Source organism: Microbacterium sp. Soil_N32, from assembly GCF_057655505.1.
Map to the genome: position 1 here is coordinate 767,239 of NZ_JBDGME010000019.1, position 23,258 is coordinate 790,496.

Here is a 23,258-nt window from a genome sequence, read left to right on the forward strand (position 1 = left end):
CGTCACGCCTTCGCGGTGACCGTCGCCTCGTGGAGCACCGGGAAGTTCACGGAGTTCGCGATGAAGCACCACGCGTTCGCCTGGGCATGGGCCTGCTCGGCTGCCTCGATCATCGACGCCTCTGCGACGACGACCTGCGGGCGCAGCATCACGTCCACGAAAGCACCGCCGCCCCGTCCGTCCTCGCGCATCCGCCCGGAGGCCCGATCGGAGTAGGAGACGACCCGCACCCCCGCAGCGACGCAGGCGTGGAGATACGACAGCAGGTGGCATTCGGAGAGCGCGGCGAGCAGCATGTCCTCGGGGTTCCATCGCGCGGGGTCGCCGCGGAACGGTTTGTCGGCGGAGGCGAGCAGCTCGGGCTTGCCGTCGATCGAGATCGTGACGTCGCGGCGATACTCGCGATAGCCGCTCGTACCGGTGCCCGTGTTGCCCGTCCACTCCGTGGTCACCGCGTAGTGATGCTCGCCGAGCACGCGGGTCCTCTGCTCTGTCATGAGTCCAGTCTGGCACCGCCCGCCGACACTCCCGGTGCCCTGCGGCGCAGCGGGCGGGTGCAGGCCGGGCGATAGTCTGGTCGGATGCTGGAGACCCTCACCGTTCAGGATTCCGTCGAGCTCGCCGTGGTGGAGCGGAGCGGTTTCGTCGAGTCGCGTCACGTCGGTGCGGCCGTGGTCCTCTCCCCCGACGGAGAGGTCGTGGCCCGGTTGGGCAATGCCGATGCGCTGATCCTCCCGCGGTCGAGCATGAAGCCTCTGCAGGCGGTGGCCTGCCTCACCGCGGGCGCGGTTCTGGAGGGCGAACAGCTCGCGCTGTCGACGGCCAGCCACTCCGGGACCGATCGCCACGCGGCGGTGGTCCGCGACGTCCTGGCCGAGGTCGGACTGAACGAGGATGCGCTCGCGTGTCCGCCGGCCTGGCCGGGAGACGTCGCCACGCGCGACGACATGATCCGCGAGCACGGAGCGCCCGCGGCGGTGCGGATGAACTGCTCGGGGAAGCACGCCGCCATGCTGCGCGCGTGCGTGGCCACGGGCTGGCCGACCGAAGGCTACCTCGACCCCTCCCACCCCCTGCAGGTCCACATCCGAGAGGTCGTGGAACGTCTGATCGGCGAGAAGGTCGCCCACACGGCCGTCGACGGTTGCGGGGCACCGGTCTACGCGATGTCGCTCACGGCTCTGGCGCGCGGCATCCACCGGGTGGGCACCGCCTCCGAGCGGTCGCCTTTCGCTCTTCATCGCGTCGCGGGCGCGCTGGTACGGGCCGTGCGCGAGCACCCCTGGACCATCGAGGGCCCGGGGCGCCCCGACACGATCGCCATCGAAGCGTTGGGCGTGTTCGCCAAGGGAGGCGCCGAGGGCGTCATGGTCATGGTCGCCCCGAACGGCACCACCGTGGCCCTGAAGATGCTCGACGGCTCGTTGCGCGCAGCGACCATCGCGGCGGCCACGCTCCTCGCCCGGCATGGCGCCCTTTCGGCAGAGCAGGTCGCGCAGCTCGACGAGGCTCTGTCGCTCGTGGTCCTGGGCGGCGGTCGGCCGGTGGGCGCGATCCGCCCCGGCAACGCGATCTGACGACCGGCACGACCCTCGCGGTCGGCTCACCCTGCAGCGTTCTGCCGCAGGCGACGCCGCGTCGCGGGTGCTGCGGAGGCAGCGCGGAGCACCGCAGGCGCCCCGCGTCGCACGAGCATGGGGATGACACGGCGCACCGGCGCGCGATCTCCACGCACGACCCAGACCCTGCCGGCGTGCGACCGGGCGTACGGCGGAAGCTCGCGCACCCCCGCGAGCTGACGGAGTTCGACCGGCCGCTCCACGCGCACCAGCACCTCGCCCTCCGCCCGCACGCGCTGCCACAGCGCCCATTCCCGCTGCCAGGCGTCGCCCTCGCCAACGATGATCTGGGGTCGGCCCCCGGACTGACCAGCGAGCGCCCGTGCGCGTGCTGCTCCTTCGGGTCCGCCCAGGGTCCACACGTCGGCGTGCGGGTGGGCGTGCTCGAGCGACCGAGCGGCGTCGTTGGCCCCCGCCGTAACGAGTGCGGACATCGGCATCTCCGGCCGCCACTCGCGAACCGCCGCGTCGTCGATCGTCCCGGCGGCGCGACGTTCCGCTTCGCCCGACGGAGCGTCCACTCGCACGATCTGCATCTCGCGCCCGTCAATCAGTCCGCGTCCTGGCGGGCGACTCTCGTCCCAGGCGTCCGAAGCGCCCCCGGCCGCGATGTGCTCCATACGGCTCCCCGCGCGCAGCAGGACTCGACGCGGCAGCATGTCCAGCAGGCGCCCCGCCGGGCCCGACGCGCGCATCGCCGTCATCACGATCGTCGTCCCCGACGCCGCTCTCACGATCTGCTCCCAGCGTTGTGCGAGCTGCTGCGCGTACTCCGCGGACAACTCCGCGAAGCGCGCATCGAGGTCGTCGACGAGCAACAGGGGCGGGAGCGGCTCCTCCCCCGCGGCGAGAGCGCTCACCAGGTCCCACGACTCCTCGGGATCGGACGGCATCCAGACCGCGTCGGCTCGGTGAACGGCGAGCGCGCGCAACGCGGTGGTCCGCCCGGTTCCCGCCGCGCCGATCACGCCCGCGCCCCGCTCGCGGCCGACATCGAGCGAGACCGGGAGCTGCGACTGGGTATCCGGGGCGTCTGCGAGCCCCCACAACGCCCCGTGGCTGTCCTCCGGCACCCGCTGCTGGAGCTCGGACAGCGAGAGGTCGCTCGGCAGCGGCGGCAACCAGGGACTCGCCGCGCGCACAGGGTGGTCCGCCCACCGGCGTGCGATGCGATCGATGTCCGAGGCGCGGCTGAGAGCGACCCGTGTCGCGACCGGTGCGGCGTCGTCCGGTCGCCGCACCAGGCACAGCCCCTGCGCCGATGAACCCCCGGGGAGTTCCGCCGCCGCCGTCGTGCCGAGCACTGCGCGACTGTCGGAGGGATCGCTCACGCGGAGGCTCAGGCGCAGCGGGCAGTTCGCGGCCAGGGCGTCTCTGATCACCCCCGACGCGCGCTGGGTTCCCAGGATGAGATGCATACCGAGCGCACGGCCGCGCGCCGCCACGTCGGTGAAGACGGCGGCGAGGTCGGGATGCTCGCCGACGAGGGCGGCGAACTCGTCGACGACGATCACGAGCCGGGGCAGGGACGTCTCGCGGACGTCGCGCACGCCCGCCGCGGCGAGGGCGCTCTCGCGCCTCCGCAGCTCCGCAGTCAGGCTCTGCACGCCACGACGAGCCCCGCGGGCGTCGAGGTCCGTGACGATCGCCGCCACCTGCGGGAGCGGGCGGAGGGGCTCGAACGCGGTGCCGCCCTTGAAGTCGACCAGCACGAAGATCACCCGATCGGGCGGCGCCGAAGACGCCAGCGCCGCGACCCAAGAGATGAGGAGTTCGCTCTTGCCCGTCCCGGTCGTACCGGTCACGATCGCATGGGGCCCGTCGTCGACGAGGTCGACGACGGTCTCCTCGCCGATTCCGCGCCCGATCGTCGCCGGCAGACCGTCGCCCTCGGCAGCGGTCGCGAGTTCGGCGAGTTCGACGCGCGCTGGTAGTGCCTCCGCATGATCTGCGGCTCTTCGCAACCGCGCTCCGGCGATCAGCCGGAACTGCTGCTCTGAGACCCCCTCGGGGCGGACACGTCGATCGCCGTCCGGCCGGCGGAGCGTGGCATCGCCCGCCTCGCGGACTTCGAGCACGGTGGCGAACCCCGGCGGGACGTCCTCGTCGGCGCGCAACGCCAGCACCCAGGCATCCGCGCCCTTCGGGTGGTCGGGCACCGTGCCGACCCCGAGGCGGAAGGCCCCCGCCGTCCCGCTCGTATGAGGCAGCGCGGCGAGAACGGCCTTCTGGTCGCCCCGCGCAACCACCGCGAGCCGTGTCGCGTCGTATCGGAGGCACAGCTGCAGCACCAGGGCACGCGCCACCGCCGCCGTCAGCGGTGCCGGTCCGCGCACGCACACGCCGCGTCCCAGCGGCACCTCGATCGGCGCGTCGCGCAGAACACGGCTACGCTCCTGGAACGCCCGTGCACGCTCGCCGTCGCCGCCGCCCGTCGTCCGCACCGCGCTCGGAATGTCGCCTCGCCCCACGACCACCGACGTCGCCGCGTCGGGTTCTGACGCGGCGGGAAGCGGCTCGCGTTCGATGCAACTCAGCACATCCGGGCGGGCTTCCTGCCGACGACGGCGCTCGACGTCGTGCACCTCGATCACCTCGCGCTCGGCCCGCTCCCAGGCCGCGCGCGCTTCGGCGTCGAGGCGTCGGGTCTCGCGTCGTCTCGTACGCGCCTGATCCACGGCCGAGGCCGCCAGCATCAACGGCCCCACGGCGGCGAAGCAGAGGGCGAGGAGCGAACCTGTCACCAACCAGAGCACCACGCCCGCGGCGACGGGGATCACGGAGGCGAGCAGAGGCAGCGGCTGCCGCCGAGGGGGCGATGCGTCGGCGGGGAGGACGATGGGCAGCGGTTCCATGCCGTCCATTCGACGTCATGAGAGCGGGGATGTTGCCCGTATCCCCAGGAACCGGCCGTCAGTCCTGCGACGTCGAATCCGTGGAGGACGAGTCTTCGACGTTCTCCACCTGCACGATGATGAGCGTGACGTTGTCACGCCCGCCGTTCTCGAGAGCGGCCGCCAACATCGCGTCGACCGCGGGCCCCGGTTCGGGGTTCTCGCGGAGGAAGTGCTGGATGCCGTAGTCCGTGAGCTCTTTCGTGAGCCCGTCGGAGCAGATCACGAAGCGGTCGCCGGCGCGGACGTCGATGGTGAGGTAGTCGGGTGGGGTCAGCTCACTCGCACCGACCGCCCGCGTGATGACGTTGCTGTAGGGATGCCCCTCGGCCTCTTCCGGGCTCAGCTTGCCGGCGGCGATGAGCTCCTGCACCACGGAGTGGTCGGTCGTCACCTGCACGAGGCGATCATCCCGCAGGAGGTACACGCGCGAATCGCCGATGTTCAATGAGACCCAGTGCGGCTCTCCGTCCTCGTATTCGAGGAAGATGCCGGTGAGCGTCGTGCCGGTGCCCTCGTCGGTCGTCTCCGGGTGATCGGCGATGTCCGCGACGGCCATCTCGAGCGCCTTCTCGATCGGCGCCCTGGCCACGCCGCCGGCCACGATGGCCTGCAGACGCTGCACCGTGCTCTGGCTCGCGATCTCACCGCCCGCGTGCCCACCCATGCCATCGGCGACGACGAAGAGAGGGAACTCGGCAAGAAAAGCGTCCTGGTTGGTGTCGCGACGACGCCCCTGATCCGTCACCCCCGCCCAGGACAGCTGCAGTCGTCGCTGCGCGACCGTGACGCTCTGCGTCGTCGTTGTCGTCTCAGCCACGTGCTGCCTCCGGTGATTCCGCGACCGATCGGACGGCCGCGAGGTACCCACACATCGTAGTCGACGCGAGGATGCCGCTCACACCTGCGCTCCGGGATCGGCGGGAAGCGGGAAGATCCTGTCGATCTCCGCGAGGTCAACGGCATCCGGCCTCCAAGCGTCACCCGCCGCGGCGTTGGCCTCGACCTGCGCAGCGGAAGTGGCCCCGGCGATGACGCTCGACACGGCCGGATGTGCGAGCAGCCACCCGAAGGTCGCCTCCAGCATCGTGATCCCGCGCTCCTCGCAGAAGCCCTGGAACGCCTCGACCGCGTCCCACGGCGCGTTCTCCCACACGTGTCGACGCGTCGACATGATCCGGCTTCCGTCCGGCCCGCCCTCCCGGGTGAACTTGCCGGTGAGGAGTCCGTTGTGGAGCGGGAAGAACGGGAAGAATCCGAGTCCGTATCGCTCGACGGCGGGGAGCACCTCGCGCTCGGCAGCCCTCGCGAGGAGCGAGTAGTGGTTCTGGGCCGAGACGAACCGTCCGGTCGACCGGCTACGTGAGGTGAATTCGGCCTCCGCGATCTGCCATCCGGTGAAGTTGGAGTGTCCGTAGTAGCGGATCTTCCCCTCGCGCACGAGCTCGTCGAGGGCATCCGTCGTCTCCTCGATCGGGGTCTCGGGGTCGGGCAGATGCAGCTGGTAGAGATCGATCCAATCCGTCTGCAGGCGACGCAGCGACTGCTCGACCGCCAGCCGCACGTATCGCCGCGACCCACGGGCGGCCGGGAAGTCGTACCCCATGTCCCGTTCGTGTCCGAATTTCGTGGCGAGCACCACACGGTCGCGTCGGCCGCGCAGCGCCTCCCCCATCAGGGTCTCGCTGGTTCCGGTCACGGCGCCGTACATGTCAGCGGTGTCGAACAGAGTGATGCCATGGAAGATCGCTGCGTCGATGACCGCACGCGTGCCCTCGATGCTCTCGGTGGCCGTGCCGGCTCTCCCGAAGTTGTTGCAGCCGAGACCGGTGGCGGAGACGAGCAGTCCGGACGCGCCGACGCGGCGCTGCGACATGACCATACCTCCACGTTATCCCAGGCCCCTGCCCCGCTCGCACGTCGTGGAGGACGGATAGCGAAAGACCCCCGACCAGACGGTCGGGGGTCTTTCGTCGAATCAAGCCGGGGGCTGGTTCGGGTTGGTCGGCGGTGCGGGAGGCGCTGCCGGCGGTGCCGCGGGCGGTGCCGGCGGCGTGGGCGGCGTCTGCGGGGCACCGGTCGCCGGAGGGGTGTATCCGGGCTGAGCCGGCGGCGCGTACCCGGGCTGTGCGGGCGGCGCGTACCCGGGCTGAGCCGGCGGTGCGTATCCCTGCGGCGCGGGCGGCGCATAACCCTGCGGCGCGCCGTAGCCCGGCTGCGCGCCGTAACCCGGCTGCGGGCCGGCGGCGGAGGGCTGCTGAGGTATGCCGTCCCACACGGTGCGGTCGCCGAGGAGGGCGTTGCCGCCCCACGGGGCGGGAGCGATGTTCGGGTTCCAGCGCGACTTGTCGAAGGCGTTGATGCCGAGCCATACCGGCGGGAGGAAGAAGTAGAGGATGAGCCAGACCGCATCCTTCTGCAGCTTCAGACCGACACGCCAGGCGACGAGGAGTTCGACGACGCGGCCCGCGAGGGCGATGAGCGGAAGGATGAGGAACCAGCCGAGGAACGGGATGATCGAGCCGAGGATGGCGCCACCGACGAGGTACAGCACGATCCACGGGCTGACATCGCCGAGCTTGTAGAAGGTCATCGTGTTGTACACGGGGACCCAGGCGCGCCACTTGCCCTGGACGCCGGCCTTTTCGAAGATCTTCATGTAGAAGAAGGCGTAGATCGCGTAGATCGCGAGCGGCACGATCGTGTAGAGCAGAATCAACGTGGCGAGCGCGCCACCCGATAGCCCGTAGCCGTAGTAGTCGTCGTACATGATCCCCTCCGGATCCGATGGAGCTGGCGCCGTTCGCGCCGCGACACAACCATAGCGGTGTGCCGATGACCCGAGCAACGACCGTGACGGCGCTTCGCCGGAGCTGCTATAGGGATCCACCACCGCTATTCCGCGACGACGAGCTCCCACACGTCGCCGTCGGATGCGTCTCGCACGACGATGCCGCGGCGGTCCGCCCACGCACGCAGTCCGCGAGCGGTCGTGATTGAGGGGCGGTCCTCGGCCAGCGCGCGCACGAGATGACCCTTCGCCTTCTTGTTGAAATGATTGAGCGCTCGCGTGCCTCCCCCGCCGTCGTCCGTGACGACGCGCACGTAGGCTGACGCGACGACGGCGGGGATCGGTCCGAGCGCTCCGTACGCCTCACTGCGAAGGTCGAGGACGAACGAGGGCGCGTCGTCAGCGATCGCCTGCGTCGTCGCCACCGCCCAGTGACGCCGAAGCGCGGGGACGCCCGGCAGCGACGTGCCGGCCGCGAGGCGGTAGGCGGGAATGCCGTCGAGGGCGCCGACCGGGCCGAATGGAGCCGAATGGATCCACACGTGCGCGCCCAGCCACCGGCGCGACGCCGCGCCGAGCGACGCGGCATCGAGGGCGTCGAAGAGCACCCCGGTGTAGCGATCGACCGCGGGCATCGTGGGCGCCGTCGCCAGCGCGCGGTTGTGCGCGATATCGCCGAGCTGGCGTGCGCCGAGCTTCAGGACCCGTCTTGCGGCGGCCTCGTCGCCGGAGAGGGTGATCAGCGCCTCGATCACTGCGGCGCGCTGCACGCGCAGCGACGGCAGCGCGAGTGAGTCGAGGTCGAGAGCCGGGCCGTCGCCTCCGGGGTGCTTGGTCTCCGACGGCGGGAGCAAAATCTTCACGGAGCCTCCGGGAAAGACAGATGCGCCCGCCTCCGACCCGGAAGGGTCGAGGCGGGCGCATCGAGGGACTGCTAGGAGATGAGAGCCGCGTTACCGGCGACGATCGTCAGGACGTTGCCCTCCATCGAGAGGAAGCCGTCCTGCGCGTTCGCAAGCACCTTGGTGCCGTCCGTCTGCGTGATCCGGACCTGGCCCTCGGCGAGGATCGCCAGCACCGGCTCGTGGCCGGACATGAAGCCGATCTCGCCCTCGACGGTCTTGGCGATCACGAGGCTCGCCTCTCCCGTCCAGACCTCCGCGTCGGCGGAGACGAGGCTGACGTTGAGCGCCATGGTCAGGCGTTCTCCTTCTGGATCTTCGCCCACTGCTCTTCGACGTCGGAGATTCCACCGACGTTGAAGAAGGCCTGCTCGGCGACGTGGTCGAAGTCACCGCGCGTGATCGCATCGAACGACTCGATGGTCTCCTTGAGCGGAACCGTCGAACCCTCGACACCCGTGAACTTCTTGGCCATGTAGGTGTTCTGCGAGAGGAACTGCTGGATACGACGGGCACGGGCCACGACGATCTTGTCTTCCTCGGAGAGCTCGTCGACACCGAGGATCGCGATGATCTCCTGCAGCTCCTTGTTCTTCTGCAGGATCTGCTTGACCGTGGTCGCCACGCGGTAGTGGTCCTCGCCCAAGTAGCGGGGGTCCATGATGCGCGACGTCGAGGTCAGCGGGTCGATGGCCGGGTACAGACCCTTCGACGCGATCTCACGGGAGAGCTCGGTCGTCGCGTCGAGGTGGGCGAACGTCGTCGCCGGAGCCGGGTCGGTGTAGTCGTCGGCCGGCACGTAGATCGCCTGGAGGGAGGTGATCGAGTGACCGCGCGTCGAGGTGATGCGCTCCTGGAGGAGGCCCATCTCGTCGGCGAGGTTCGGCTGGTAACCCACGGCGGACGGCATACGGCCGAGCAGCGTGGAGACCTCGGAACCGGCCTGCGTGAAGCGGAAGATGTTGTCGATGAAGAGCAGCACGTCCTGCTTCTGCACATCGCGGAAGTACTCCGCCATGGTCAGGGCCGACAGAGCGACGCGCAGACGCGTCCCCGGCGGCTCGTCCATCTGGCCGAAGACGAGGGCGGTCTTGTCGAAGACGCCCGCCTCCTCCATCTCGTGGATGAGGTCGTTGCCCTCACGGGTGCGCTCGCCGACACCGGCGAACACCGACACACCACCGTGGTCCTGGGCGACGCGCTGGATCATCTCCTGGATGAGGACGGTCTTGCCGACGCCGGCGCCACCGAACAGACCGATCTTTCCACCCTGCACGTAGGGGGTCAGGAGGTCGATCGACTTGATGCCGGTCTCGAACATCGTCGTCTTCGACTCGAGCTGGTCGAAGTTGGGCGCCTTGCGGTGGATCGGCCAGCGCTCGGTGACCTCGATGGTCTCGCCGGGCTCGGCGTTGAGGACCTCGCCGATCACGTTGAAGACCTTGCCCTTGGTGATGTCGCCGACGGGCACGGAGATGGCCTCGCCGGTGTCGCGCACCTCCTGGCCGCGGACGATGCCGTCCGTGGGCTTCAGAGCGATGGCGCGGACGAGGTCGTCACCGAGGTGCTGGGCGACCTCGAGAGTGATCTCGTTCGCCTCGTCACCGATGGTGATCGTGGTCTTCAGCGCGTTGTAGATGTCCGGGATCGAGTCGTGCGGGAACTCGATGTCGACAACCGGACCGTTGACGCGTGCGACGCGCCCGACGACCGCGGTCGCGGGCTGGTCAGCCGTGGCGGTGGTGGTCATTTCTTCGTCTCTTTCCTGAGGGTCTGTCAGCTCGATGCGAGAGCGTCGGCGCCACCGACGATCTCGGCGATCTGCTGGGTGATCTCGGCCTGACGCGCGTTGTTGCGCAGGCGGGTGTAGTCGGTGATCAGCTTGTCGGCGTTGTCGCTGGCGGACTTCATCGCCTTCTGCGTCGCCGCCTGCTTCGCGGCGGACGACTGCAGCAGCGCGTTGAAGACGCGGCTCTGGATGTACACCGGCAGGATCGCGTCCAGCACGGTCTCGGCATCCGGCTCGAACTCGTACAGCGGGTAGATCGCGTTACCGGCTTCCGACTCGTCGGCTTCCGCGATCTCGAGCGGGAGCAGACGGACGGATTCCGGCGACTGCGTCATCATGCTGACGAACCGGTTGAAGACGAGGTGGATCTCGTCGACGCCACCGTCATCCCCACCGCGCGAGAACGCGTCGAGCAGAGTCGCCGAAATCTCCTCGGCGGTCTGGAACGACGGGGTGTCGGTGTCACCGGTCCACTCCGCGGCCGACGCGATGCGACGGAACTGGAAGTAACCCACGGCCTTGCGACCGACGAGGTAGAACACCGGCTCCTTGCCCTGGCTGCGCAGCAGCTCGGCCACCTCGAGACCCTCACGGAGGATCTGCGAGTTGAACGCGCCGGCCAGACCGCGGTCCGACGAGAAGATGACCACCGCGGAACGGCGGATCTGCTCGGGCTCGCGGGTGAGCGGGTGATCGACGCTCGAATGCGTCGCGACGGCCGACACGGCCCTCGTCACGGCCCGCGCGAAGGGAGTGGACGCCTTGACGCGTCCCATCGCCTTCTGGATGCGCGAAGCCGCGATGAGTTCCATCGCCTTCGTGATCTTCTTGGTCGTCTGAGCAGAACTGATCTTCTGCTTGTAGACCCGGAGTTGTGCGCCCATGTATCAGTACCTCACGCGATTACGCGCGACGACCCTTGACGATCTTCTCCTGGTTGACGTCGTCCGCCTCGGCAGCCGCGTGCTCCTCGTGGCCCGGGGCCCCGATCGCGCCGCCCTTGCCGCCCTGGAACTCCAGGATGAAGGCATCGGTGGCCTTGCCCAGCTCCGCGACGGTGTCGTCGTCGAGGACGTTCGTCGACCGCAGCGTGTCGAGCACCTGCGTGTTGCGACGCAGGTAATCGAGCAGCTCGCGCTCGAAGCGCAGCACGTCCTCGACCTCGATCGTGTCGAGCTTGCCGTTCGTTCCGGCCCAGATCGAGACGACCTGCTCCTCGACGGGGTACGGCGAGTACTGCGGCTGCTTGAGCAGCTCGGTGAGGCGAGCGCCGCGCGACAGCTGACGACGCGAAGCCGCGTCGAGGTCGGAGGCGAACATCGCGAACGCCTCGAGCGAGCGGTACTGCGCCAGCTCGAGCTTCAACGTTCCCGAGACCTTCTTGATCGACTTGACCTGAGCGTCACCACCGACTCGCGAGACCGAGATACCCACGTCGACCGCCGGACGCTGGTTGGCGTTGAACAGGTCGGACTGCAGGAAGATCTGGCCGTCGGTGATCGAGATCACGTTGGTCGGGATGTACGCCGAGACGTCGTTCGCCTTGGTCTCGATGATCGGCAGACCGGTCATCGAACCCGCGCCGAGCTCGTCGGAGAGCTTCGCGCACCGCTCGAGCAGACGGGAGTGCAGGTAGAAGACGTCGCCGGGGTACGCCTCGCGGCCCGGCGGGCGGCGGAGCAGCAGAGACACGGCACGGTAGGCCTCGGCCTGCTTCGACAGGTCGTCGAAGATGATGAGGACGTGCTTGCCGCCGTACATCCAGTGCTGGCCGATGGCCGAGCCGGTGTAGGGGGCGAGGTACTTGAAGCCGGCGGGGTCGGATGCCGGAGCGGCGACGATCGTCGTGTACTCCAGGGCACCGGCCTCTTCGAGCGCGCCCTTCACCGAGGCGATGGTCGAGCCCTTCTGGCCGATCGCGACATAGATGCAGCGCACCTGCTTGTTGACGTCGCCCGACTCCCAGTTGGCCTTCTGGTTGATGATGGTGTCGATCGCGATGGCCGTCTTGCCGGTCTGGCGGTCGCCGATGATGAGCTGGCGCTGGCCGCGACCGACGGGGATCATCGCGTCGATGGCCTTGATGCCGGTCTGCATCGGCTCGTGCACCGACTTGCGCTGCATGACGCCGGGCGCCTGCAGCTCGAGCTCGCGGACGGACTCCGTCGCGATGGCGCCGAGGCCGTCGATCGGGTTGCCGAGCGGGTCGACCACGCGGCCGAGGTAGCCGTCGCCCACGGGGACCGAGAGCACCTCACCGGTACGCGTGACCTCCTGGCCGGCCTCGATGCCGGTGAAGTCTCCGAGGATGACCACGCCGATCTCGTGCTCGTCGAGGTTCAGGGCGAGGCCCTTCACGCCGTTCTGGAACGTCACCAGTTCGTTGGCCATGACACCGGGCAGTCCTTCGACGTGCGCGATGCCGTCTGCGGCGTCGATGACGGTGCCGACCTCGGTCGCCGCGGCCCCGGTGGGCTCGTAGGCGGCGGCGAAGTCCTTCAGCGCGTCACGGATGACGTCGGGGCTGATCGATAGTTCTGCCATTGTCTTCCCTTTGTATCTGGGTGCGCGGTTCCCCGCGCGAAGTCGTGTTAGCCCGCGAGCTTCTGGCGAAGGTCTGCGAGACGGGCGGCGATGCTGCCGTCGATGACGTCGTCGGCGATCTGCACGCGCAGGCCTCCGAGAACGGTCGGGTCGATGACGACGTTGAGAGCGACCTCTCCGCCGTAGCGGCGGGAGAGCGCGTCGGCCAGGCGTGCGCGCTGTGCGTCGCTGAGCGCGGTCGCGCTGTAGACCGTCGCGACCACGCGGTCGCGCTGGTCGGAGACGATGCGCATCGCGCGGCTCAGCAACTGGCGGATCCGCCGCTCGCGCGGCTGACGCACCATGGACGACACGATCAATGCGGCGGGTGCACTCGTCGTGCCGGTGAGCAGCCGATCGATGAGGGCCACCTTCGCGTCGCGACCGCCGAGCCGGCTCCCGAGAGCGAGTTCCAGCTCGGGGTTCGATGCGACGACGCGGGAGAAGCCGAAGAGCTCGCCCTCGATGTCGGCGCCCGGCTCTGCGATCGTCGCCGCGCGGATGGCGAGTTCGTCGAGCCCGTCGATCAGTTCGTCGGCGTTCGACCAGCGCTCGGCGACGACCGTCCGGAGCACCGTCTGCGTGTTCTCGGACAGCCCGCCGAAGACCGCGGTCACGACGTTCTGCCGTGCCGCCGCCGGAGCCGCAGGGTCGGCCAGCGCGCCGCTCAGCTGCGACGACTCCCCGATGGCCTGCGCGGCGGCGAAGAGCTCCCGCGCGGTCTCGAGGCTGACGCCGTTCGCTGCGGCAAGCGTCTGGATGGATGCCGCGAGTGCCTGAGTGGTCGCGCTGCCCATTACTGAGCCGCCTTCTCGGATGCCTCGAGGTCGGCGAGGAAGCGGTCGACGACCGCCGTTGCACGCGCATCGTCGGACAGCGTCTCCCCGACCACGCCGCCGGCGAGGTCGAGAGCGAGCGTTCCGACCTCGCTGCGCAGCGACACGAGCGCGGCCTGGCGCTCCGCCTCGATCTGCGTGTGCGCGGTCGCCGTCAGACGTGCGGCCTCGGCCGATGCCGTCTCCTTGGCCTCGGCGACGATCTTCTTGCCGTCCTCACGGGCGGCCTCACGGATCTCACCGGCCTCGGTGCGGGCCTCGGCCAGCTGACGCGTGTACTCCTCGAGTGCCGCCTCGGCCTGCTTCTGCGCCTCGTCGGCCTTCGCGATGTTGCCCTCGATGGCGGCGGACCGCTCGTCGAGCATCTTCGTCAGCTTCGGAAGGGCGACCTTCCACACCACCGCGAGGATGATGACGAACCACAGGCCCGACCAGATGATGTCGTACCACGCCGGGATCAGCGGGTTGTGGGCCGCCTCACCCTCAGCTGCGAGGTTCGTGACAAGAGCGTTCAGCATCCTGTCTCCTTCAGAAGTCGGTGGGGATTACGCGGGGAACGGGATGAATGCGACGGCGATGCCGACGAACGCAAGCGCCTCGGTGAAGGCGATACCGATCCACATGAGGACCTGGAGACGGCCGGCCAGCTCGGGCTGACGGGCGACGCCCTCGATGGTCTTGCCGACGACGATGCCCACACCGATGGCCGGGCCGATCGCTGCGAGGCCGTAGCCGACCGCACCGATGTGACCGTTGATTTCAGCGAGAACCGTAGTAGCGTCCACGGGGTTTTTCCTTTCGTTGGGTGGGACGGCAGTTGCCGACCCGCTCAGTGCTCTTCTGCGACCGCGAGCTGGATGTAGACCGCGGTGAGGACGGTGAAGACGTATGCCTGCAGCACGGCGACCAGGATCTCGAAGAGAGTGAAGGCGCCGCCGAAGGCGAGGGTTCCGACACCGAGCGCGGCCCAGCCGCCGCCCGCGGTGAAGAAGAAGAACTGGGTGGCCGCGAAGCACAGCACCAGGAGCATGTGACCGACGACCATGTTCATCAGGAGTCGGAGCATGAGGGTGACCGGACGCAGCACGAACGTGGAGACCAGCTCGATGATCGCCACGATCGGGAGGGCGAACACGGGCACGCCCTGCGGGAAGAGCGCGTTCTTGAAGAAGCGCACCCCGTGCTGCCGGATGCCGGCGTAGATGAAGGTGATGTAGCTGACCACGGCGAGCAGCAGCGGCACGGCCGCGATGCTGGTACCGGCGATGTTCAGGAACGGGATGATTCCCGTGATGTTCATGAACAGCACCATGAAGAAGATCGTGGTGAGGATCGGGAGGAACCGTTCGCCGTCCTTGCGTCCGAGGAGGTCGTGCGCGATGCCGCCGCGGACGAAGCCGAGACCCATCTCGACGAGGCTCTGGAAGCGGCCGGGGACGACGCGCATGCGGCGGGTGCCCAGCCAGAGGATGAGCACCACGGCGATGACCGAGAGCAGCTGGACCAGGTGGATCCGGTGCACAGGGATGCCCGCGACGTGGAAGAGGATCTCCGGGAAGAACTCGTCGATCGAGGGGCCGTGGAACTCGCCATCGGACGCGAGTCGGGGGGTCAGGGTCGCAGCGAGATTAAACAGCGCGGGCTCCAGCTTCGGGGCACCGGTCAGAACCGGGGCGACGATGGTCGGTGTGCTTCAGGCGCAAGCGCTCGCGGGCGAGCGGCGGGCACAGGTCAACCTTATCAGAGTCACAGGGGGCGCGAGTCCGACCCGTCGGCCCGATCTCCCCCGGCGGCCGGGTCGGCGGGGCGCGCACCGGGGGCGACGTCCTCCGGCACCTCGGTCGGGAGGTTGGCGTCGCTGACGTGCGGAAGCCGCATGCGGGTCAGCACGACCACATCGATCGCGAGTGACATCAGCACGCCCGCCACGATCGAGAGGAAGAACACCATCGGCACGATCCAGGGCTGTCCGCTCAGGACGATCATGACCACGATGAAGACGCCGAGCTTGAGCAGCCATCCGCCGAGCACGATCGCGAAGAAGAGCTGCACGTAGATCGGGTCGCCGTACCAACGGTTCGCCACCAGGATGCTGATCCCGGTGATCGCGAGGAACACCGCGGCGAGGAGAATGCCGAGGAGTCCGCTGACGAGGCCCTCCCCCTGCGCGACGGCGAAGCCGACGGCACCGGCGACGATGGCCAGGACCACCGTGGCGACCGCCGACCAGAGGAGGGTGCGGCGGAGGATCGGCGTGCTGGACACGGGGCTCGGGCTCATGAGGGCTTCCTGGAGATCGGGGCGGGTGTCGCCGCGGGTCTGGCGGGACGGGAGGGCTTGAGGGTGAGGACGAGGCACGCGATGACACCGATCACCCCGAAGGCGACGCCGGGCAGGTACTGACCGGGCCAGTCCTCGCGGGCGCCGATGTACATCAGCAGCACGGCGAGCGAGATCACCGCGGTCCATGCGTAGAAGATCAGCACGGCGTCGCGGTCGCGGTGCCCGAGGTCGAGCATCCGGTGATGGAGGTGCTTGCGGTCGGGCGAGAACGGCGACTTGCCCGCGTGCATCCGCCGCAGCACCGCGAGGCCGAAGTCGAGGAGCGGGAGGAGCACCACCATGAGCGGCAGCAGGATGGGGATGAACGCGCCGAGCAGCTGCGAGCGCCCGAGACGCTCGGGGTCGATCGCCGATGGGTCCATCTGCCCCGTGATGGCGACGGCGCTCGTCGCCATGAGCAGGCCGATGACCAGAGCGCCGGAATCGCCCATGAACAGCTTCGCCGGGCTCCAGTTCCACGGCAGGAACCCGAGGCACGCGCCGATCAGCACTGCGGCGATGAACGTCGAGAGGTTGAAGTAGCTCGAGGCCCCTGAGTCCCGCGTGAAGATGTACGAGTAGGCGAAGAAGACGCCGTTGGCGATGAGGCAGACACCGGCGACGAGCCCGTCGAGGCCGTCGATGAAGTTGACCGCGTTCATCACGACGACGATCGCGAACATCGTGATGGTGATGCTCAGCCAGCTGGAGAACACGAGGAGATCGCCGATGGGCAGCGAGAGGATCTGCAGCCCTCCCCCGATGGTGAGGAGCGCGGCGGCCACGAACTGCGCGCCGAGCTTGATCATCCAGTCGAGGTCCCAGAGGTCGTCGACCACACCGATCACGGCGATGATCAGCGCTGCCCCGAGGATCGACCACATCGTCTGCGGCGGCGTCCAGATCGTCTGGAAGAAGGGATTCGCCGCCGAGAAGCCGATCGCTGCGGCGATGCCGAGGAAGATCGCCACTCCGCCCAGGCGCGGCTTCGGCGTGGTGTGCACGTCGCGGTCGCGGATGGCCGGGTAGAGCTTGAAACGGAGACTGAGCTTCCATACCGCCCCGGTGAGCACGAAGGTGATCGCGGCGGTCAGGAGGATCGTGAACAGATACTGCTTCACGAATCCCCGCCGCGCGACTCCGGCGCCTCCGGCTCGGGCGCAGGCTCCAGCAGGTCGCCGAGTACTTCCTCGAGGCGCTCGCGGGTCACGGCTCCGTCGCGGAGGATGCGGATGCGGCCCGGCTCGTCGTCCGCCCTGCGGGCCACGAGGGGCGTGGCATCGACGATGGTCGAGGCGACGCCGTCGCGGCTCATCCCGTCGGCCAGGTACACCGCGACGCTGTCGCCGAGCATCTGCTCCGCGTCGTACGCCGAGACGGCAGCGGCCATACCCGTGAGGTTCGCACTCGATACGGCCAACGGGCCCGTCTCGGCGAGCAGTTCGAGGGCGACCCGCCCTTCGGGCATTCGCACGGCGACGGTCCCCTGGGTGTCTCCGAGGTCCCACACCAGCGACGGCTGCGCCGGGAGCACGATGGTGAGCCCGCCCGGCCAGAAGGCCTCAACGAGGCGCTGGACGGGTTCCGGAACCGTCTCGGCGAGCGCGTACAGCGTCTCCTTCGAGCCGACGAGCACGGGCGGCGGCTGATTGCGGCCGCGTCCCTTGGCCTCGAGCAGACGCTGCACCGCGGCCGGGGAGAACGCGTCGGCCCCGACGCCGTAGACCGTGTCGGTGGGCAGCACGATGAGCTCGCCGCGGCTGATCGCCTGACGCGCGTGGCGCATTCCGGCGAGCAGCTGAGCCTCGTCGCCGCAGTCGAAGATGGAGGACATGTCGTTCCGATTCTACGTGAGGGGCACCTGAGCGACGGCTCAGGGGCGCAGCGCGGTCGTCGCGCGGTCCCGAAGGGTGAGGTCGCGGTGCGTGGCCGAGGCCCGCCAGCCGTCACCGTCGAGGATGCCGCGGATCTCGGCGCCCTGCATCTCCCCGTGCTCGATGACCAGAAGACCTCCGGGGCGCAGGAGGCGGAGCGCATTGCGGCTCAGGGCGCGCACGAGGTCGAGCCCGTCCTCCCCGCCGTACAGGGCCATCGCCGGATCGAAGAGCCGCACCTCCGGATCCCGCGGGATCGCGGCGTCCGGCACGTACGGGGGGTTCGAGATCACGACGCTCGCGAGGCCGGTGAGCTCGGGGAAGGCGTCGGCCATGTCGGCGAGCACGAGCGTGAGGTTCTCGACGCCGGCGGTGTTCCGGCTCGCCCAGGCGTGCGCCTCCGGCGAGAGCTCGGCCGCGAACACTCGTGCATGCGGCACCTCCGTCGCCATCGCGAGCGCGATCGCGCCGCTGCCCGTTCCGAGGTCGATCGCGACCGGCTCGGGTTCAGGGGCGTGGAGCAGGGCGTCGATCGCGTGCTGCACCACGGTCTCGGTCTCGGGCCGCGGGACGAACACCCCGGGCCCCACCGCCAGCGAGAGGTGCCGGAACGGTGCCGTGCCCGTGATGTACTGCAGAGGCTCCCGCGCCCGGCGGCGTGCGACCAGAGCGTCGAAGCGCGAGGCCTCGTCGTCGGTCAGCATATCGCCGCGCACCATCGCCGCCTGCAGCTCGCCCCGGCCGACCCCGCGCACGTGCCCCGCCAGCAACTCGGCGTCGACCATGGGGTCCGGCACCCCGGCGTCGGCCAGTCGGGAGGCGGCAGCGCGCACCACGGCGGCGATGGAGGTGTCAGGCATGTCTTCCAGCGTAGGTCCCCGCGTCACAATGGTCCCGTCGTACGACGCCTCCCATAGGCTGGTCCGAAGCGACCCGCACAGGAAGGCCCCCTCATGCCCGGTATCCACTCCGACATCACGACCGCGTTCGGCAACACCCCTCTGGTGCGCCTGAACCGTGTGACCGAGGGCCTCGGGGCCACCGTCCTCGCGAAGCTCGAGTTCTACAACCCGGCGTCGAGCGTCAAGGACCGCATCGGCATCGCGATGATCAACGCCGCCGAGGCGTCGGGTGAACTGAAGCCCGGCGGGACCATCGTCGAGTCGACGAGCGGCAACACCGGCATCGCCCTCGCGATGGTGGGTGCGGCGCGCGGCTACAAGGTGATCCTCACGATGCCCGCGTCGATGTCGAAGGAGCGCCGCGTGCTGCTCAAGGCGTTCGGCGCCGAGATCGTGCTCACCGACCCGACCAAGGGCATGAGCGGTGCGATCGAGATCACGAAGCAGATCGTCGCGGACACCCCCGGCGCGGTGTGGGTGCGGCAGTTCGAGAACGCCGCCAACCCGCGGATCCACCGCGAGACCACGGCACAGGAGATCCTTCGCGACACCGACGGAGACGTCGACATCTTCGTCGCGGGCGTCGGCACCGGCGGCACGGTCACCGGAACCGGTCAGGCCCTCAAGGCCGCCAAGCCCGGGGTTCAGGTGATCGCCGTCGAGCCGAAGGACTCCCCCGTGCTCAGCGAGGGGCACCCCGGCCCCCACAAGATCCAGGGCATCGGCCCGAACTTCGTGCCCGCCATCCTCGACCGCGACGTCATCGACGAGGTCGTGCCCGTCGAATTCGACGACGCCATCCGCACCGCTCGCGCCCTCGCCGCCCAGGAGGGTCTGCTGGTCGGCATGTCGTGCGGTGCCGCCACCTGGGCGGCCCTGCAGGTCGCCGCCCGTCCCGAGAACGCCGGCAAGAAGATCGTCGTGATCCTCCCCGACACGGGCGAGCGCTACCTCTCGACCGCCCTGTTCGAAGACCTCCGCGAGGACTGATCGCTCGCATGATCGGACGAATGCGCGAGGACGTCGCCGCCGCGCGCCTGCGCGACCCCGCCGCCCGCAGCGGTCTCGAGGTCGCGTTGCTCTACCCCGGACTGCACGCGATCTGGGCGCACCGCGTCTCGCACGCCCTCTGGCGACGCCGACTGCGCCTGCTCGCCCGCGCCACCTCGCAGCTGACCCGGGCCCTCACCGGCATCGAGATCCATCCGGGCGCGCGCATCGGCCGCCGCTTCTTCATCGACCACGGCATGGGCGTCGTGATCGGCGAGACCGCGATCGTCGGCGACGACGTCATGCTCTATCACGGGGTGACCCTGGGCGGCCGCTCCCGCGACGCCGGCCGACGGCATCCGACGCTCGGCGACGGCGTCGCCGTCGGCGCAGGAGCGAAGATCCTCGGCCCTGTCACGATCGGCGCCCGCTCGGTCGTGGGCGCGAACGCCGTCGTGACCCGCGACGCGCCGGAGGACAGCGTTCTCGTCGGCGTGCCGGCCAAGCCGCGGCAGCGCTCCGGCACGGAGGACACCCGTGCCCTGCTGACCGTGCCGGACTACTCGATCTGAACCCCGACCGCGCTCCGCGCGCCATCCGCGGTGCGGATGCCGCCGTCGGTCAGGATTCGCTGCCGACCGCCGCCAACCGCGCCTCTTCGTCGGCCGCGATCGCGGAATCGATGATCGGTCCGAGGGCACCGTCCATCACCTGGTCGAGGTTGTACGCCTTGAATCCGGTGCGGTGGTCGGCGATGCGGTTCTCGGGGAAGTTGTACGTGCGGATGCGTTCGGAGCGATCCATCCCGCGGATCTGCGAGCGCCGGGCATCCGATGCCGCCGCGTCGAGCTCCTCCTGCTGCTTCGCCAGCAGCCGCGCGCGGAGCACGCGCATCGCCGCCTCGCGGTTCTGCAGCTGCGACTTCTCGTTCTGCATCGATACGACGATGCCGGTGGGCACGTGCGTGATCCGTACCGCGGAGTCGGTGGTGTTGACCGACTGGCCTCCCGGCCCCGACGACCGGAAGACGTCGATCTTCAAGTCGTTCTGATTGATCTCGATCTCGTCGGGCTCGTCGACCTCGGGGAAGACGAGCACGCCGGTGGTCGACGTGTGGATGCGCCCCTGCGACTCGGTCGCCGGCACGCGCTGGACACGATGAACGCCGCCCTCGTACTTGAGGTGCGCCCACACGCCCTGCGCGGGATCGGTCGACGTGCCCTTGATCGCCACCTGCACGTCCTTGTACCCGCCGAGGTCGGACTCGTTGCGCTCGAGCAGCTCGGTCTTCCATCCCATCGACGCCGCGTACTGCACGTACATGCGCAGGAGGTCGGCCGCGAAGAGCGCGCTCTCGGCGCCGCCCTCCCCCGCCTTGATCTCCATGATCACGTCGCGTGCGTCGTCGGGGTCGCGCGGAATGAGCAGGCGACGCAACTTCTCCTGCGCCTGCTGCAGCTCGGACTCGAGGACGGGGATCTCCGAGGCGAATGCCTCGTCCTCCCGGGCGAGCTCCCGCGCCGCATCGAGATCGTCGGATGCCGCCGCCCATGCCTCGTGCGCTGCGACGATGCGCGACAGCTCGGCATAGCGCCGGTTGACGCGCTTCGCCCGTGCGGCATCGGCGTGCACCGCCGGGTCGGAGAGCTCCTCCTGCACCCGGCGGTGCTCGTCGATCAGAGTCTGGACGGACTCGAACACGGCGGTTCCGCTCAGCGGATGTTGTTGTCGTGCGCGCCCGAGGGCAGCGTCGGGATCGACTTCTGCATCTGCACGAGGAACTCGACGTTCGACTGCGTCTCCTTGAGCTTGCCGAGCACGACCTCGAGAGCCTGCTGGGTGTCGAGGCCGGCGAGGGCGCGACGCAGCTTCCAGGTGATCTTCACCTCGTCGGAGGAGAGCAGCATCTCCTCGCGGCGCGTGCTCGACGCGTTCACGTCGACGGCCGGGAAGATGCGCTTGTCGGCGAGCGCGCGGGACAGGCGCAGCTCACTGTTGCCGGTGCCCTTGAACTCCTCGAAGATCACCTCGTCCATCTTGGAGCCCGTCTCGACGAGCGCCGTGGCGAGGATCGTGAGGGATCCCCCGTTCTCGATGTTGCGCGCCGCACCGAAGAACCGCTTGGGCGGGTACAGCGCCGAGGCGTCCACACCGCCGGTGAGCACGCGGCCCGAAGCGGGGGCGGCGAGGTTGTACGCGCGCCCCAGACGGGTGATCGAATCGAGCAGCACCACGACGTCGCGACCCAGTTCGACCAGGCGCTTGGCGCGTTCGATCGCGAGTTCCGCGACGGTCGTGTGGTCTTCGGCCGGACGGTCGAAGGTCGAGGCGATGACCTCGCCCTTCACGGTGCGCTCCATGTCGGTGACCTCTTCGGGGCGCTCGTCGACGAGCACGACCATGAGGTGCACCTCGGGGTTGTTCTGCGCGATCGCGTTGGCGATCTGCTGCAGCACGATCGTCTTTCCGGCCTTGGGCGGAGCGACGATGAGACCGCGCTGCCCCTTGCCGATCGGCGCGACGAGGTCGATGATGCGCTGGGTCAGCTTCTCGGGCGCGGTCTCGAGGCGCAGACGCTCCTGCGGGTAGAGCGGCGTCAGCTTGCCGAATTCGACCCGGGTGGCGGCGTCGTCGATGGACAGACCGTTGATCGAGTCGACCTTGACGAGCGCGTTGTACTTCTGACGCCCCTGCTGCTCGCCCTCGCGCGGCTGCTTGATGGCGCCGACGATCGCGTCGCCCTTGCGCAGGTTGTACTTCTTCACCTGGCCGAGCGAGACGTAGACGTCGCTGGGGCCGGCGAGGTAGCCCGTGGTGCGCACGAAGGCGTAGTTGTCGAGGACGTCGAGGATGCCCGCGATCGGGATGAGAACGTCGTCCTCGCCGATCTCGGTCTCGAACTCGTCGACGGGGCCTGCGCCGCGGCGCTTGTTGCGCTGACGGTTGCGGCCGTTGCCGCCCTGCTCATCCTCGGCCGGAGCGTTCTGCTGCTGCTGGTCCTGACCGCCGCCGTTCTGGCCGCGTCCGCGGTTGCGGCTGCGGTTGCGGCTGCGGCTGCGGCCGCCCTGCTCGTCGCCGCCCTCGGCGCTGTCACCGGTCGACTCGGACGACGCCGACTCGGCGCTCGTCCCTTCGGAGGAGGCGGCGGCGGGCGCGGCGTCGGTCTCGGACTCGGCCTTCTTGGGCGAACGGCGACCGCGTCCCTTGGCCTTCGGAGCGCCCTGGGCATCGTCGGCGTTCTCCGCCGCGGGCTGCTCGCCCTTTCCGGCACCGGCGGACGGCGCTTCGGACGCGGTCTCGCTCTGCGCGGGGGCTTCGGCCGCGGCGGGAGCGGCAGAGGCTCCGGCGTCGGCAGCGGGACTCTCCGCTGCGGCATCCGCGTCGGCCTTCTTCGCACGGGTGCGGCGAGGTGCCTTCGCCTTCGGCGCAGCCTCCGCCTGCTCCGCGGCAGGAGCGGCAGCGGCAGCCGGGGCAGCGTCCGCGCTCGACGCGGCATCCGCCTTCTCGGCCTTGGCGGCAGCGGTGGCGGTCGTCGCACGTCGCGGTGCGCGCTTACGGGCCGGTGCCGCAGCGTCGGCGGCCGCGTCGACGGCCGGAGCGGCCTGATCGTTCTGGGTCTCGGAGAGGTTCTCCACGAGTACTCCCTCTATGTCTCGGGAAATGAGCGGTCCACGCACGCAACGGGTGCTGCGCGCGATCGCACGGGCTGACGCTCGGCGTCAGCCGCCTTTGGCACGTGTGCCGGGAGGATGGACG

The 23,258-nt window shown here is 69.5% G+C and carries 23 protein-coding genes; 3 read left to right on the top strand and 20 right to left on the bottom strand.

Annotation, left to right across the window (positions count from 1 at the left end; genetic code table 11):
* Positions 1 to 2 precede the first annotated feature (2 nt).
* Entirely contained in the window at positions 3 to 497 is a 495-nt protein-coding gene (locus AC3A3J_RS11900; RefSeq protein WP_487672472.1) for an OsmC family protein, read from the bottom strand.
* 84 nt (positions 498 to 581) lie between these two features.
* Here AC3A3J_RS11900 and AC3A3J_RS11905 point away from each other — a divergent pair, with 84 nt between their 5' ends.
* Positions 582 to 1,577: an asparaginase gene (locus AC3A3J_RS11905; protein ID WP_487672473.1), complete on the top strand. Its 996-nt coding sequence runs from the start codon at positions 582 to 584 to the stop codon at positions 1,575 to 1,577.
* A 26-nt stretch (positions 1,578 to 1,603) separates the two neighbouring features.
* Here AC3A3J_RS11905 and AC3A3J_RS11910 read toward each other — a convergent pair whose 3' ends face one another.
* The 17 genes from AC3A3J_RS11910 to prmC all read right to left on the bottom strand — a co-directional run bounded on the left by AC3A3J_RS11910 (position 1,604) and on the right by prmC (position 18,470).
* On the bottom strand, positions 1,604 to 4,474 hold the full coding sequence (locus AC3A3J_RS11910; RefSeq protein WP_487672474.1) for an FtsK/SpoIIIE domain-containing protein: 2,871 nt from the start codon (positions 4,472 to 4,474) through the stop codon (positions 1,604 to 1,606).
* A gap of 58 nt (positions 4,475 to 4,532) precedes the next feature.
* Positions 4,533 to 5,333, bottom strand: coding sequence for a PP2C family protein-serine/threonine phosphatase (locus tag AC3A3J_RS11915; RefSeq protein WP_487672475.1), 801 nt, complete (start codon positions 5,331 to 5,333; stop codon positions 4,533 to 4,535).
* A gap of 78 nt (positions 5,334 to 5,411) precedes the next feature.
* Complete coding sequence (locus AC3A3J_RS11920) at positions 5,412 to 6,395, bottom strand: aldo/keto reductase (RefSeq protein ID WP_487672476.1); 984 nt, start codon at positions 6,393 to 6,395, stop codon at positions 5,412 to 5,414.
* Between the two features lie 96 nt (positions 6,396 to 6,491).
* Positions 6,492 to 7,283, bottom strand: a complete 792-nt coding sequence (locus AC3A3J_RS11925; RefSeq protein WP_487672477.1) for a DUF1129 domain-containing protein — start codon at positions 7,281 to 7,283, stop codon at positions 6,492 to 6,494.
* A 125-nt stretch (positions 7,284 to 7,408) separates the two neighbouring features.
* Positions 7,409 to 8,167, bottom strand: coding sequence for a YaaA family protein (locus tag AC3A3J_RS11930; protein ID WP_487672478.1), 759 nt, complete (start codon positions 8,165 to 8,167; stop codon positions 7,409 to 7,411).
* Between the two features lie 71 nt (positions 8,168 to 8,238).
* A complete protein-coding gene (locus AC3A3J_RS11935; RefSeq protein WP_314646841.1) occupies positions 8,239 to 8,499 on the bottom strand; it encodes a F0F1 ATP synthase subunit epsilon in 261 nt (86 codons plus the stop codon).
* Between the two features lie 2 nt (positions 8,500 to 8,501).
* Positions 8,502 to 9,956, bottom strand: a complete 1,455-nt coding sequence (gene atpD, locus AC3A3J_RS11940; protein WP_487672479.1) for a F0F1 ATP synthase subunit beta — start codon at positions 9,954 to 9,956, stop codon at positions 8,502 to 8,504.
* A 26-nt stretch (positions 9,957 to 9,982) separates the two neighbouring features.
* The gene (locus AC3A3J_RS11945; protein WP_487672480.1) at positions 9,983 to 10,879 is read right to left on the bottom strand and encodes a F0F1 ATP synthase subunit gamma; all 897 of its coding nucleotides are present in this window, start codon (positions 10,877 to 10,879) and stop codon (positions 9,983 to 9,985) included.
* 19 nt (positions 10,880 to 10,898) lie between these two features.
* On the bottom strand, positions 10,899 to 12,539 hold the full coding sequence (atpA, locus tag AC3A3J_RS11950; protein WP_487672481.1) for a F0F1 ATP synthase subunit alpha: 1,641 nt from the start codon (positions 12,537 to 12,539) through the stop codon (positions 10,899 to 10,901).
* A gap of 47 nt (positions 12,540 to 12,586) precedes the next feature.
* Positions 12,587 to 13,375 (bottom strand): F0F1 ATP synthase subunit delta, encoded by a 789-nt coding sequence (locus AC3A3J_RS11955; protein ID WP_487672482.1) that lies wholly within the window; start codon positions 13,373 to 13,375, stop codon positions 12,587 to 12,589.
* A complete protein-coding gene (locus AC3A3J_RS11960; RefSeq protein WP_487672483.1) occupies positions 13,375 to 13,932 on the bottom strand; it encodes a F0F1 ATP synthase subunit B in 558 nt (185 codons plus the stop codon). Before AC3A3J_RS11960 ends, AC3A3J_RS11955 begins: the two co-directional genes overlap by 1 nt.
* 27 nt (positions 13,933 to 13,959) lie before the next feature.
* Positions 13,960 to 14,199, bottom strand: a complete 240-nt coding sequence (atpE, locus tag AC3A3J_RS11965; RefSeq protein WP_045265023.1) for an ATP synthase F0 subunit C — start codon at positions 14,197 to 14,199, stop codon at positions 13,960 to 13,962.
* Positions 14,200 to 14,243: 44 nt separating this feature from the next.
* Positions 14,244 to 15,050, bottom strand: coding sequence for a F0F1 ATP synthase subunit A (gene atpB, locus AC3A3J_RS11970; RefSeq protein WP_487673106.1), 807 nt, complete (start codon positions 15,048 to 15,050; stop codon positions 14,244 to 14,246).
* Between the two features lie 110 nt (positions 15,051 to 15,160).
* The gene (locus AC3A3J_RS11975; protein ID WP_487672484.1) at positions 15,161 to 15,694 is read right to left on the bottom strand and encodes a Cg1360 family ATP-synthase-associated protein; all 534 of its coding nucleotides are present in this window, start codon (positions 15,692 to 15,694) and stop codon (positions 15,161 to 15,163) included.
* Complete coding sequence (locus tag AC3A3J_RS11980; RefSeq protein ID WP_487672485.1) at positions 15,691 to 16,857, bottom strand: MraY family glycosyltransferase; 1,167 nt, start codon at positions 16,855 to 16,857, stop codon at positions 15,691 to 15,693. Before AC3A3J_RS11980 ends, AC3A3J_RS11975 begins: the two co-directional genes overlap by 4 nt.
* The gene (locus AC3A3J_RS11985; RefSeq protein ID WP_487672486.1) at positions 16,854 to 17,570 is read right to left on the bottom strand and encodes an L-threonylcarbamoyladenylate synthase; all 717 of its coding nucleotides are present in this window, start codon (positions 17,568 to 17,570) and stop codon (positions 16,854 to 16,856) included. The genes AC3A3J_RS11980 and AC3A3J_RS11985 overlap by 4 nt, the downstream gene beginning before the upstream one ends.
* Before the next feature lie 39 nt (positions 17,571 to 17,609).
* Positions 17,610 to 18,470: a peptide chain release factor N(5)-glutamine methyltransferase gene (gene prmC / locus AC3A3J_RS11990; protein ID WP_487672487.1), complete on the bottom strand. Its 861-nt coding sequence runs from the start codon at positions 18,468 to 18,470 to the stop codon at positions 17,610 to 17,612.
* 93 nt (positions 18,471 to 18,563) lie between these two features.
* Between prmC and cysK the strand changes: the two genes are divergently transcribed.
* Positions 18,564 to 19,502, top strand: a complete 939-nt coding sequence (gene cysK, locus AC3A3J_RS11995) for a cysteine synthase A (RefSeq protein WP_487672488.1) — start codon at positions 18,564 to 18,566, stop codon at positions 19,500 to 19,502.
* Between the two features lie 8 nt (positions 19,503 to 19,510).
* A complete protein-coding gene (epsC, locus tag AC3A3J_RS12000) occupies positions 19,511 to 20,074 on the top strand; it encodes a serine O-acetyltransferase EpsC (protein WP_487672489.1) in 564 nt (187 codons plus the stop codon).
* A 49-nt stretch (positions 20,075 to 20,123) separates the two neighbouring features.
* Here the strand turns inward: epsC and prfA are convergent, their stop codons facing one another.
* A complete protein-coding gene (gene prfA / locus AC3A3J_RS12005) occupies positions 20,124 to 21,203 on the bottom strand; it encodes a peptide chain release factor 1 (RefSeq protein WP_487672490.1) in 1,080 nt (359 codons plus the stop codon).
* Between the two features lie 11 nt (positions 21,204 to 21,214).
* Positions 21,215 to 23,179 (bottom strand): transcription termination factor Rho, encoded by a 1,965-nt coding sequence (gene rho, locus AC3A3J_RS12010; RefSeq protein ID WP_487672491.1) that lies wholly within the window; start codon positions 23,177 to 23,179, stop codon positions 21,215 to 21,217.
* Positions 23,180 to 23,258: the final 79 nt, after the last annotated feature.